The sequence below is a fragment of the Micromonospora sp. HM134 genome (assembly GCF_007833915.1).
Lineage (GTDB): Bacteria > Actinomycetota > Actinomycetes > Mycobacteriales > Micromonosporaceae > Micromonospora > Micromonospora wenchangensis.
Map to the genome: position 1 here is coordinate 6,603,095 of NZ_CP041061.1, position 12,574 is coordinate 6,615,668.

Here is a 12,574-nt window from a genome sequence, read left to right on the forward strand (position 1 = left end):
CGATCACCTCCTCCCGCCCGGGTCCGGGCCCGGATGCTTCGTCACTCGGACCGGACGCGGTCGCGCCCGGCCCACCCACCGCCCGTGGCTACGAGCGCACGGCGTCCCGGGGCAGCGGCACCAACGCCGCGCCCACCCGCTCGACCAACAGCGCCATCTCGTAGCCGACCTGACCCACGTCACAGCTGCGGGCGGCGAGCACCGCCATCGACGAGCCGTCGCTGATCGACATCAGGAACAGGTAGCCGCTGTCCATCTCGATCACTGTCTGCAGCACCCCGCCAGCGCTGAACATCCGGGCGGCACCCTCGGTCAGACTCACCACGCCGGAGGTGATCGCCGCGAGCTGGTCGGCCCGGTCGGCGGGCAGGTCCCGCGAGGAGGCGAGCAGCAGCCCGTCCGCGGACACCGCCACCACGTGGGCGATACCCGCCACGCTGTCGGCGAAGTTGGTGAGCAGCCAACCCATGTCCTGCATGGCAGCTGGCCTGTTCATCGGTTCGTCTCCTTGGTCGAGGTGCTGTTGAGGTCCGCGCCCGCCGTGCGTCCGCGCTGTACGCCGCGGTGGTAGGCCGAGAGCAGGCCGCGTACTTCGTCGGGGGTGCGGCGGCTACGGTCCCGGCCGCCCTTCGGTTCGATCCCGCCGGGCACGAGCTGTGCCTGGGGTACCCGCTTGGGCAGGCCGGACCGGGTGGTGCCGGCGTTGGCCGGCTCGGCCGCCTGGCTGGCCCGGGTCCAGCCCTCGTCGGCCGCCGTCCGCCACGCGTCGGGATCGGTGCCCGGCGGGGTCGCCGGGGGGCCTCGGGGGCGGCCGGCGGAGGTGTGCCGTACGTCGGCGACGCGGTGGCGGCCGGCGGTACGGGACCGGTGGCGGCGGGCGCTTCCGGGGTGGCGGGCGTGACCGTCGGCGTGCCGGCGGCGGTCGGTGCGGTCGGCACCCGGGTCGGCAGCGGCGGGCGCGACGGCGTGGTCGCGCCGTTCGGGCGGGCCGGCGCGGCCGGCGGCTCCTCGTCGAACCGGGGCCGGGTGAAGATCGCGGTGGCGTCGTCACCGTGGGACCGGAACCACACCGCCTCCATCTCCCGGAAGATCGGCGAGTCGGCCGGCCGGTCCGGGCGGGCCACCACCGGCGTCGACGGGGCCGGGGCCGGCGGGGCGTACGAGGTGGCCGGCGCGGTGTACGGCTGCGCGGCGGGGGCGGCGTACGCGGCCGGCGGGGCGGCCGGGGCGAACGACGCGGCGGCGGCCGGGGCGAACGGGGTCGCCGCCGGTGCCCCCGCGTACGGGGTGGTGGCCGGTGCGCCGGCGAACGGCATGCCCCCCGCGCCGTACGGATCCGTCGGGTGCGGGGCGGCACCGGCGACCGGGCCGGCCGGCAGCACCGGGGCGGGCTCGGCCGGCGCGGCCCGGCGGGGCAGCGGGTCGATGGTCGGGTTCGCCATCGTGGGGCTGCCTGCGGAGAAGGCGTTGAACCCGGAGTCGGCGGTCGCCGGGGTGGGGACCGGCGCGAACGGCGGGGCGGAGACCGGCCCGCCGAACTGCACGGCGGGGGCGGTGTCCCGGGCGTCCACCGGCGGCTGCCAGGGGGCCGGGGCGGGCGGCGTGTTGCGCCACTGGTCGGTCAGGGTCGCCGCCGCGCTGCGGGCCCCGTTGAGGGCCCCACCGATACCGGCCTGCGCGGGCGGCTGCTCGACCGCCAGCGGCTGCCGGGGCCGGCTGATCGCCTGGTCCCGGCCCCGGTGGGCGGGGAGCACCACGGTGGCGTTGGGCAGCGTCACCTGGGCGACGGTGCCGCCCTCGACGTTGCGGCGCAGCTCCACCCGGATGCCGTACCGGCTGGCGAGCCGGCTGACCACGGCGAGACCCATCAGCCGGAAGGCGGCCACGTCCACCGTCGGCGGGGCGGCGAGCCGGCGGTTGAGCGAGTCGAGCTGCTCGTCGGTGAGGCCGAGTCCCCGGTCCTCGATCTGGATCAGCACGTAGTCGCGGATGCGCCGGCCGTCGGCGACCACGGTGGTGGTGGGCGGCGAGAAGCGGGTGGCGTTGTCCAGCAGCTCGGCGACGAGCCGTACCACGTCGTTGACCGCGTGGGCGGCGACCGAGATGTCGGTGTCGACGGTGCCGAACTCGATCCGGTTGTAGAGCTCCACCTCGGACTGGGCGGCGCGCAGCACGTCGACCAGCAGGGCGTCGTCGCGGCGCGGCACGGCCGAGTCGGCACCGGCCAGGACCAGCAGGTTCTCGTCGTTGCGGCGCATCCGGGTGGCGAGGTGGTCCAGCTCGAAGAGCTGGGCGAGCCGCTTCGGGTCCTCCTCGCCGCGCTCGATCGCGTCCAGTTCGCCGATCATCCGGTCGACCAGGGTCTGACTGCGCCGGGCCAGGTTGAGGAACATCGCGGAGACGCTGGTGCGCAGGGCCGCCTGCTCGGCGGCGACCCGGACGGCCTCCCGGTGGACGACGTTGAACGCCAGGGCCACCTGGCCGACCTCGTCCCGGTTGGTCAACCGGATCGGGTCCCGCACCTGGCGGACGATCTCCTCGACGCCGCCGTCACCGACGCTGCCCATGTTCTGCAGCCGCTTGACCGCGTCCGGCAGGTCGTGGTTCGCCACCGACAGCGCGCCCTCCCGCAGCCGGCGCAGCGAGTGGTTGAGCGAGCGGGCCAGCACCACCGCGAGGGTGATCGCGACGATGAGGGTGAGCAGCACCAGCACCGACTCGATGACGGCCTGCTGGATGACGTCGCTGCGGGCCTGCTCGGAGCGGGCGAGCAGGGTGTCCTGGAGCTGGATCTCGGTCCACCGCATCAGGTCGTTGACCGCGCCGATCGCGGCGCTGGCGTCACCGGCGCTGACCGGGCTGCGCTGACCGACCGAGCGGGTGATGTCCGCGGCCACCCGGTCGGCGAGGCCGACGGCGTCACCGGAGACCGCGCTGTCGACCAGCGCGCGCTGGGTGGGGTCGGCGGCCAGGGAGAAGCCGAGCAGCGCCTCCTGCTGGCTGGTCAGGGTCGCCACGAAGGAGGAGAACTGCTCCTCGTCGAGGCGTCCGCCGACCAGCGCGGTGTAGGCGACCGCCTCCTCCTCGGCGACGGCCGACTTGGCCCGGCTGAACGCGGCCACCGCGCGGCGGGCGTCCGCGAGGCTCTCCTGGCCGGGCAACTGGGCCAGGGTGTCGCCGTACGAGACCAGGTCGGTGAGGATCACGCCGTACCGCAGGGTGGCCTCGGCGACCGGCATCTGCCGGCGGTCGAGCACCTCCTGCCGGGTCGCGTCGAGCGTCCGCAGGTGGTCGTCGATCACCTTGAGCCGGTCCCGCACGGAGGACGGGACCTCGCCGAGGTCGGCCCGCTCGGCCCGGTACGCGTTGATCCGCTCGCCGGTGGCCCGCACCCGCAGGTTGTAGTCGTCCGGACGCAGCTGCGGGTTCGCCAGGTAGGCGGCGGCCGCCATCCGCTCCTTGTGCAGATCCTGCGTCAGCGCCGAGACGTCGATGGACAGTGCGGTCAGCGACCGGATCTGGGTCGCGTCGACAGCACCCTCGGTAGTGGAGACGAGTCGGATTGTTGCCAACGCGATGACTGCGGCGACCGGTACGACCAGAATGAGGGCGAGCTTGGAACGAATCCGCGCATCCCGCAACCGGGGCAGTCGGCGCTCCCGGTCGGGTCCGGCATTTTCGCCTGGCTCGGGCAGGGTCGTCGGTCCGGTGCTCACGACATCGCCTCCGTCGTATCTTCCACACGCCTGACCCGCCGACCCGCGCCTGGTGCGACGGACAGCGCCATGCGCGGCACGGCCGCGATTTCATCAGAGAAGATCCTGTTTGGGAAGCCGCGTTCGGACAGGAATCGGTCGACCAGTGCGCTGGTCACCATTTTCCCTGCTGAGCAGGCCGCCCCTGAACAGGGCATGTCACTCCAGAGTGTTCGTTCGCCTCTGATGAGTGAGCATGGGTAAATATCTGATGTCCCCACAATGTGAGATTCGCGTCCCGAAACCGCCGTCAGCATCGCGCTTGACCGCACGCCCCCGCATTGGCAAGGTTTTGCAGGCTTTCGCGCACACCGTACGGCACACAATCCCGTTTCTCCACTGAGGACGGACTAGCGGCGGTGACCGGGCCTCGCCCGCGCCGCACCTGGAGGACTGAGTTGAGCCCCATCCGCTCCGCGACCATCGTGGCGCTCGCATCGGCCGTGCTGGCCGCCACGCTCACCGGCTGCTCGTTCGGCGCGGCAGAGAAGGACAGCAGCCCGATCACCATCGCCGCCGACCTCGAACTCTCCGGTGCCGCCGCACCGGTCGGCAAGGCCTACCAGCGCGCCCTGGAACTGAAGGTCGACCAGTTGAACTCGTCCGGCGCCCTGGGCGACCGGAAGATCAAGCTGGTGGTCAAGGACAACCGCTCCGACGCCGCCGAGTCGCTGCGCAACATCGGCGACTTCAGCAACGACGCCACGGTCAACGCCATCATCATGGGCGGCTGCAACCAGTGCGCCGTCGACGCCGTGCGCACCATCAACGAGCGGAAGATCCCGACCATCGCGCTCGCCCCGTCCGGCGCGGTCGCCAACCCGGTCCCCGAACGCCGGTACGTGTTCAAGCTCGCGCCGAACGCGGCCGACAGCGCCGCCGCGCTCACCGCCGAACTGCGGCGGCGCGGGATCACCGAGGTCGGCGTCCTGCACAGCGACGACGACTACGGGCGCGAGGGCCTGACCGCGCTGGACGCCGAGTTCGGCAAGACCACCATCAAGCGGGTACGCGCCGAGGCGGTCCGCACCACCGACACCGAACTGGCCGCGCCGGTGCGCCGGCTGACCAACCGCGACCCCGCCGCCCTGATCATCTGGACCCCGCCGGAGCAGGCCACCCTCGCCGCCACCGCCGCCGACCAGTCCGGCTACGGCGGATCGCTCTTCCTCGACGCCGCCGCGGCCGGCGACCTGTTCCTGGGCGGCTCCGGCCGGGCCACCGAACGGGCCACGTTGATCTTCACGCAGACCATGGTGATCGACGACGTCATCGCCACCACCCCGGCCAAGGCCGCCCGCCGGCAGTGGTTCCAGGACTACACCGCCCGGTTCGGCGGTTACAACGGGCTGTCGTCGTTCGCCGCCGACGCCGTGCAGTTGATCGCCGACTCGGCGCTGCGCTCCGGTGGCCCCGACGGCAAGGTCGACCGGGACGGCCTGCGCGACGTGCTGGAGACGTCCCAGCTCGACGGCCTGTCCGGGCCGATCCGGATGACCCCGGACAACCACTCCGGCCTGATGCCGCAGGCGCTGACCACGCTGGTCGCACGCGGTGGCCGGTGGCGGCTGGCGGGCTGACCGCCGCGCACTGACGGGCCGGTCCCCGGGTGGGGTCGGCCCGTCAGTGGCGTCGGGGGGTCGCCCCGGGACGGGTCAGCGGGCCGAGGTGGTGGCCCGGACCCAGGGCAGGGCCAGCCGCTCCACCAGCGACAACGCCGAGTAGAGCAGGATGCTCATGGCGGCGATCAGCACGATCGCCGCCCACGCGGTCGCCGTGTCGCCGACGCCGTTGTACTGGAGGATCTGGTAACCCAGGCCCGGTTTGTCGGAGTAGAACTCCCCGATCACCGCGCCGATCGCGGCCAGCGGCATCGCCACCTTCAACCCGACGAAGATCTGCGGCAGCGCGGCCGGGAACCGGACCTTGCGGAACGACTGCCACCAGGAGGCGTTCAGCGACCGGGCCAGCTCGGCCAGGTCCGCCGGGGTGGTGGTCAGGCCGGTGGCGGTGGAGAGCACGATCGGGAAGAAGCAGAGCAGGAACACCATGGTCAGGATCGGCTTGGTCCCCCAGCCGACCGAGACCACCAGCAGCGGCCCCAGCGCGATCTTCGGGACCGCGTTGATCGCCACCAGCAGCGGGGCGAACATCCGCTCGACCCGCCGGGAGGCGGCCAGCGCCATCCCGATCAGCACCCCGGCGACCGTCGACAGCAGGAAGCCGAGCAGGGTCATCAGGGTGGTCGTGCCCAGCGCCGGGAAGAGCACGTCCGCCGACGCGGTCAGTGACGACCCGACCGCCTGCGGCGGCGGCAGGGACGCCGGGTGCACCAGGTGCAGCCCGGAGGTGACCGCCCACCAGACGGCCACCGTGACCACCAGGCCGAGCAGCGGCAGGCCGACCGTCGCGGGGCGTATCCGGGACCAGGGTGACCGGCCGGGCGTCGGGGGGGCGGTCGGCACGGCACCCGGCGCGGTCGGCGGTCCGGCCGACCCGGGTACGGGACGGGTCATCGACTCCGTCACAGGGTCCTCCTCTCCTGCCGGCACGCTGGCCGGCACACGACGGGGGTGCGACCCACCGGTCGAACCGCTGGGTCGCACCCCCGTGGCACCGTCGGTGTCGGTCAGGCCTTCGGCACGAGGTCGAAGTTGATGATCTGGTCCGGGGTGATGTTCGACTTGAGCGCGCCCGCGCCCTGGAGGATGGCGATGCTCTTGGCGACCCGGTCGCTGTCCAGGGTGCCGATGGCGGTGCCGGAGTTGCTGGAGCGGACGTAGCCGGCCATCAGCTGCAACTCGGCCGCGGCGGCGGCCGGGTTGGTGGCGTCCACGTTCTTCTTCAGGATCGTGGCCGCCTCCTGCGGGTTGGCCAGGGCGTACTCCAGGCCCTTGAGCAGGGCGGCGGTGAACTTCTTCACCTTCTCCGGGTTCTCCTTGGCGATCTTGCTGGAGGTGATCAGCGCGTTGCCGTAGAGGTCCTGCATCACGTTGCTGTACGGCAGCACGACGGGCTTCTTCTTGGTGACCGCCTCGACCGTCGGCTGGCCGACGACGAACTGGCCGATGCCGTCCACCTGGCCGGAGGCCAGCGTGCCCATCAGGTTCTGCGCCTGGTCGTTGACCCAGGTGACCTTGGTGTAGTCCACCCCGGCCATCCGGGCGTAGGTCGGGAAGAGGTTGCGCACGACGGAGCCGGGGGTGTCCGCGAGCTTCTTGCCCTCCAGGTCCTTCGGCGTGGCGATGTTCTTGCCCTCGACCGAGACGATGGCGGCCATGGTGCGCTGCTGGATCGCGGCCACCGCCACGAAGTCCTTGGCCTGCCCGTTGCCGACCTGGAGCAGGCCACCGGTCAGGTCGATCGGGCCGAAGTCGGCCTGGCCGCCGACGATGGTCTGGATGACCGCGCCGGTGCCCTGACCGGGCTTGATCTCCACGTCGAAGCCGGCCTCCTTGAAGAAGCCCTTGTCCTTCGCCACCCAGGCGTAGGAGTCACGACCGAAGTTGCCGAACGAGGTGAGGTAGGTCACCTTCTCCAGCGACGAGCCGTCGCCGGTCTTTGCAGCGTCCGCCGAGTCGGACCCGCCACTGCAGGCGGAGACCAGGGCGAGGGCGGTGGCCAGGGTGGCCGCGGCGACCGTGCGGGTCAGCCTTGTCATCTGTGCACCATGTCCTTTCCGACCGGGCGGTGTACCCGGAGGGGGTTGTCGGTCGGCGGCACGGCGTGAGGGGGCACCGAGCCGCCGTCGTGAAGGGACTCTTCGCTGGCACAGAGTACGAGACACTTACCGTCACCACACCAGGCGGATCGGGTTGCGGAACGGAAACAACTCCGTTCCACCCCGGACAGTGAGCGGCCGACACGCTGGGGATATCCTTGTCGGATTCCTGACCGCCGAATCAGGGGAGACCGACGGCGATGATCCGACTGTCCGATGTGTCGCGTACGTTCGACGGCCGTTCCGGGCGGGTCGAGGCGTTGCGCGGGATCGACCTCGACGTGGCCGAGGGCGAGTTCGTCGCCGTGCTCGGCCGCTCCGGCTGCGGCAAGTCGACCCTGCTCCGGATGATCGCCGGGCTGCTGCCGGTCAGCGGCGGCGAGATCACCGTGGCCGGTAGCCGGATCACCCGGCCCCGCCGGGACGTCGCGATGCTCTTCCAGAAGCCGGCCCTGCTCCCCTGGCGCAGCGTGCTCGACAACGTGCTGCTGCCGGCCGAGATCTTCGGCTGGAGCCGCGCCAAACACCGCGACCGCGCCCGCCAACTGCTGGAACTCTCCGGCCTGGCCGGCTTCGAGAAGCGCCTGCCGCACGAACTCTCCGGCGGCATGCAGCAGCGGGTGTCGCTGTGCCGGTCGCTGATCGGCGAGCCCCGGGTGATGCTGATGGACGAACCCTTCTCCGCCCTGGACGCGCTGACCCGCGAGGAACTCTCCGGGGAACTGCAACGGGTGCACATGGAGACCGGCGCGACAGTCGTCTTCGTCACCCACTCCATCGACGAGGCGGTGCTGCTGGCCGACCGGGTGGTCGTGCTCAGCCCCCGCCCCGGCCGGATCCGCAAGATCGTCGACGTGGACATCCCCCGGCCCCGTACCCTCGGCCGCAACGCGCACCTGGCCGACGTCGCCCGGGTCAGCGCCGACCTGCACGAACTGTTGATGGAACGGGACCTGCCGGCGGCGGCCGGGGTGGAGGGACGATGACCGTGCGGGTGGCCGTGTTCACCGAACCGCACCGGGGCGCCAGCTACGACGACCAGCTCCGGTTCGCCCAGCTCTGCGAGGCCGGCGGGTTCGACGGGTTCCTCCGGGCCGACCACTACCGGGCGATGGGCGACGAACCCGGGCTACCCGGCCCCACCGACGCCTGGCTGACCCTGGCCGCGCTCGCCCGCGAGACCTCCCGCATCCGGCTCGGCACCCTGGTCACCTCGGCCACCTTCCGGCTGCCCGGCCCGCTGGCCGTGATGGTCGCCCAGGTCGACCAGATGAGCGGCGGACGGGTCGAGCTGGGCATCGGCGCCGGCTGGTACGAACGGGAACACACCGCCTACGGCATCCCCTTCCCGAAGGTCGGCGAACGCTTCGACCGGCTCGCCGAGCAGTTGGAGATCGTCACCGGGCTGTGGCGCACCCCGGTCGGCGAGACGTACAGCTGGGCCGGTGAGCACTACCGGCTCGTCGACGCCCCGGCCCTGCCCAAGCCGGTCCAGCAGCCCGGCCCGCCGGTCATCGTCGGCGGCCGGGGACCGAAGCGCACCCCCGACCTCGCCGCCCGGTACGCCGACGAGTTCAACATGCCGTTCAAGTCGGTCGAGGAGACCGCCGAGGCGTACGACCGGGTACGGGAAGCCTGCGACCGGGCCGGCCGGGCCGAGTCGGGGCGGGCGCCGCTGGTGCTCTCCGCCGGGATCGTGGTGGCGATCGGGCGTACCGACGCCGAGGCCCACCGTCGGGCCGCCCCGCTGCACGTCAAGAGCGCCCTACCGCCGGAGGACCCGGTGGTCGGCTCCCCCGCCCAACTCGTCGACCGGATCGGCGAGTTCGCCGCGATCGGCGCGACCCGGGTGCACCTGCGGCTGATCGAACTCGACGACCTCGACCACCTGGAACTCATCGCCGCCGAGGTGCTCCCCCAACTGGACGGAACCCGATGACCGACGTGACGCACGACCTCGAACTCGGCCCGGTCGGCCAGGAGATCGTCTTCGAGAACGACCGGGTGCGGGTCTGGCACATCCGGCTGGCCCCGGGCGAGCGCCAGCCGCTGCACCGGCACGACCACCCGTACCTGGTGGTGGCGATCGAGGGCGCCAAGAACGTGGTGCAGACGATCGACGGCACCCGGATCGACGCCGACGAACCCACCGGCGGCGTGGTCTACCGGGACCCGGGCGCCGTCCACATGCTCACCAACGTCGGGGACACGACCTATCTGGCCCGCCTGGTCGAGCTGAAGTAGTCGCTGGTAGAGCTTGGGTAACAGGTCGTCACGGCCGCGCCGCGCCGCAGTGGCGATCGGGGGCACCGGGCCGTAACGTGCGCCACATGGCCTTTCGGACGTGGGGCAAACTGCTGCTCACCGCACTCGGGGTGAGCATGTTGGCCGGGGCCGGCCAACTCGGCATCGCGTACGGCTTCGGCATCGTCCGACTCACCGGCGACTTCACCGACGTCAACCGCTGGCCGGCCCAGCTCGCCTGGGTCGGCTGGTTCGCGGTGACCGCCGCCGTGGTCGGCGCGGTCCTCACCGGCCGGCTCGCCCGGCGCGAAGGGCTGCCCGAGGGCACCCCCGTCCAGCTCGCGATCTCCGGCGTCGCCGCGCTCGGCGCGCTGGTCGTCGCCCCGCTCTGCATGCAGCCCGCGCGGGCCGCCGACCTGAACGCCGTCGACCCGGTATGGGCGGTCGGCATCTGCGCGGTCGCCGGGGCGGTGGTCGGCGCGGGCGCCGCCTCGGCCGTCCTGCTGCGCCCCCCGCTGGGCTGGAACGTCGCCCTGCTGGGCGGGACGATCTGGCTGGTCGCGCTCCTGTCGGTCGCACCGGCGGTGCTGTCCAGCGAGCCGCTGCGCACCGTACGTCTGGGGGTCTTGGAACCCTCGTGGCTCGGGGCGGACCGGGCACAGCGGCTGGCGATGCTGCTGCTGCCCGTGATCGCGCTGGTGGCCGGCACGGTGACCGGCGGGCTGGCCCGGCGACGGGGACACCCCCCGCTGATCGGCGGGGCGGCCGGGGTGGCCGGGCCGGTGCTGCTCGCCTTCGCCTACCTGACCGCCGGCCCGGGTGACCAGGTGGACCGGTACCAGCTCGCCCCGTACTACGGCGCGGTGATCGCGGTGGTCACCGGCGCGCTCGGCTCGGTCGCCGCCACCCTGCTGCGCTGGCCGCTCTTGCCCGCCCGCTCCGCCCGTCGCGACGGCGGGACGGCGATCGAGCCGACCGACATCCTCGCCCCGCTGCCGGCCGTACCCGATCCGGCCCGCAACGCCGCAGCCGGCTCCGGCCCGGACCGGACCGGCCTGACCGGCTCCGACCCGGCTGGCTCCGACCTGACCGGTACCGACCTGACCGGCTCCGGCGCGGACGAGCCGGTCACCGTGGACCTGAGTGCCGCCACCAGTTCCCTGCACCCCGACCAGCAGGATGTCGCCCGATCCCGGGCCGCCGACCAGCCGGAGGCCGGCACCGCCCGTTCCCGCGCAGCCGACCGGCCCACTGCCACCGCCTCCGGGATGGCCGCCGCCTCCGGGTCCTCGGCCGACGTCGCGCCGGGGGGCGGCGGAGTGCCGGCGGTGCCGGGCACCGGTCCGGGGTGGCCGGTGCCCGACGCGCCGGGCACCGGCCGCCATCCGGCCCACTGGGACTGGCCGGACCCCGCCGCCACGGTCGCCGACCGGCACGCCTCCCACACCACCCCGCCTCCCGCCAGGCCGACCCGGCCCGCATCGGGCCGGACCGACTCGGCCCCGCCCGGCTCGATCCCGTCGACCTCGACCGATCCCGCTCCGACGGATCCGACCTGGATCGGCTCGACCTCAACCGGTCGCTCGACCCCGACCTACCCGGCCCGGACCGGCTCGGCCCCGACCGGGGCGACCTGGACCGGCTCGGCCTCGATCGGTCCGGCTCCCAGCCCGAACCGGCCGGCCTCGACCAGGCCGGACCCGACGGCAGCAGCCCCGAGCGGGCCGGCCGGGGACGGGCCGGGTGCGACGTCCCCCACCGGCGACGGGCCAGGTCAGGCCGGGTCGTCGCGAAGCCGCTCAGGCCAGCGGAAGGCGGCACCGGCCGAACAGGTCGGCAGCGAGGTCGGCGGAGCGGGGCCGGCGGCGGGCATCGGTCCGGCCACCGGGGAGGAGCCCGTGGCCACCCCCAAGCCCCGGGCGAAGCGGGCCAGCCGCGCCCGGTCCACCGCGACCGGAGCTGCCGCCGTCCCCGCCGGGCAACCCGAACCGTCGCCCGCCCCAGGGGCAGGCGACACCGGGGACGACCGACCGGTCGGCTCCGGCCCGACCGGCAGCCCGGCACCGGATGCCGTCGACACCGCCCCGGTCGGCACGGCGGCACCGGGAACCACCGGCCGGGGCACCACTGCGGCCACGCCGATCACCAGGGACGTGCCGCCGGTGGCCGGCGTACGGCACGTCGCACCGGAAGGCGTCGAGGGCACCCCCCGCCCCCGCCACCACCTGCCGGATCTCGGCGGTACGGGCGGCCAGGCCGATGCCGACCGGTCCGCACCGGCCCGGGCCGCCCTGCCGTTTCCCGAACCGGCTGCCGCCGAGCAGACGGACGTCCCGAAGCCGGTCAGTCTCCGCTGGGAGCCGGAGGAGTCCCACGGCACCGCACCGGTGGACGGTCAGCCCGCCGACGCTGACCAGGCCGATCCCGCTCCCCACGACGGCAGCGCGCCGGAGCGGGCCGGGAAGGTCAAGGGTCGACGGGGCCTGTTCCGGCGCAACCGCCCCCCGCAGGACACCCCGGCGGACGAAGCCGACCCGAAGTCGGCGACGCCGGACGACGAGTACGTCGACTGGGTCACCGGCCTGGGCAGGCCCCTGGCCGACAACGAGCCGGAACGGGACAGCGGCCGACGCTCCCTGCGCACCAGCGGCCGCCACCACCGCGACTAACCCCACCCGCCCCTCCCCCACCCCCGTTCTACCTCGGTGATCAAGAGCTTTGCGTCAACCCACCCCCCGAAACCTGACGCAAACCTCTTGATCACCAAGCCACACCCAGGCGGGCCGACCGGCCACCCGCCCGGACGGGCGCTGGAGCGCGGTGATCAAGAGCTTTACGTCATCCCCCGCGCGGA

General features: G+C 73.4%; 9 protein-coding genes and 1 pseudogene. 5 read left to right on the forward strand and 5 right to left on the reverse strand.

Going from position 1 to position 12,574, the window contains the following annotated elements:
- Positions 1 to 88: 88 nt before the first annotated feature.
- The 3 genes and pseudogenes from FJK98_RS28625 to FJK98_RS33400 all read right to left on the reverse strand — a co-directional run bounded on the left by FJK98_RS28625 (position 89) and on the right by FJK98_RS33400 (position 3,874).
- A complete protein-coding gene (locus tag FJK98_RS28625) occupies positions 89 to 496 on the reverse strand; it encodes a roadblock/LC7 domain-containing protein (protein ID WP_030329975.1) in 408 nt (135 codons plus the stop codon).
- Positions 493 to 3,716, reverse strand: a pseudogene (locus FJK98_RS28630) (nitrate- and nitrite sensing domain-containing protein). Before FJK98_RS28630 ends, FJK98_RS28625 begins: the two are co-directional and overlap by 4 nt.
- The gene (locus FJK98_RS33400; protein ID WP_168222566.1) at positions 3,713 to 3,874 is read right to left on the reverse strand and encodes a hypothetical protein; all 162 of its coding nucleotides are present in this window, start codon (positions 3,872 to 3,874) and stop codon (positions 3,713 to 3,715) included. The pseudogene FJK98_RS28630 and the gene FJK98_RS33400 overlap by 4 nt, the downstream one beginning before the upstream one ends.
- Before the next feature lie 279 nt (positions 3,875 to 4,153).
- On the opposite strand from FJK98_RS33400, the gene FJK98_RS28635 reads away from it, so the two are divergent.
- Entirely contained in the window at positions 4,154 to 5,335 is a 1,182-nt protein-coding gene (locus tag FJK98_RS28635; RefSeq protein ID WP_145921728.1) for an ABC transporter substrate-binding protein, read from the forward strand.
- 75 nt (positions 5,336 to 5,410) lie between these two features.
- Here the strand turns inward: FJK98_RS28635 and FJK98_RS28640 are convergent, their stop codons facing one another.
- On the reverse strand, positions 5,411 to 6,283 hold the full coding sequence (locus tag FJK98_RS28640) for an ABC transporter permease (RefSeq protein WP_240762404.1): 873 nt from the start codon (positions 6,281 to 6,283) through the stop codon (positions 5,411 to 5,413).
- A gap of 101 nt (positions 6,284 to 6,384) precedes the next feature.
- A complete protein-coding gene (locus FJK98_RS28645; RefSeq protein WP_088647305.1) occupies positions 6,385 to 7,416 on the reverse strand; it encodes an ABC transporter substrate-binding protein in 1,032 nt (343 codons plus the stop codon).
- 260 nt (positions 7,417 to 7,676) lie between these two features.
- Here FJK98_RS28645 and FJK98_RS28650 point away from each other — a divergent pair, with 260 nt between their 5' ends.
- The 4 genes from FJK98_RS28650 to FJK98_RS28665 all read left to right on the forward strand — a co-directional run bounded on the left by FJK98_RS28650 (position 7,677) and on the right by FJK98_RS28665 (position 12,389).
- On the forward strand, positions 7,677 to 8,462 hold the full coding sequence (locus FJK98_RS28650; protein WP_145921729.1) for an ABC transporter ATP-binding protein: 786 nt from the start codon (positions 7,677 to 7,679) through the stop codon (positions 8,460 to 8,462).
- A gap of 2 nt (positions 8,463 to 8,464) precedes the next feature.
- A complete protein-coding gene (locus tag FJK98_RS28655) occupies positions 8,465 to 9,415 on the forward strand; it encodes an LLM class F420-dependent oxidoreductase (protein ID WP_145923050.1) in 951 nt (316 codons plus the stop codon).
- A complete protein-coding gene (locus tag FJK98_RS28660; protein WP_145921730.1) occupies positions 9,412 to 9,720 on the forward strand; it encodes a cupin in 309 nt (102 codons plus the stop codon). The genes FJK98_RS28655 and FJK98_RS28660 overlap by 4 nt, the downstream gene beginning before the upstream one ends.
- 86 nt (positions 9,721 to 9,806) lie before the next feature.
- A complete protein-coding gene (locus tag FJK98_RS28665) occupies positions 9,807 to 12,389 on the forward strand; it encodes a hypothetical protein (protein ID WP_145921731.1) in 2,583 nt (860 codons plus the stop codon).
- Positions 12,390 to 12,574: the final 185 nt, after the last annotated feature.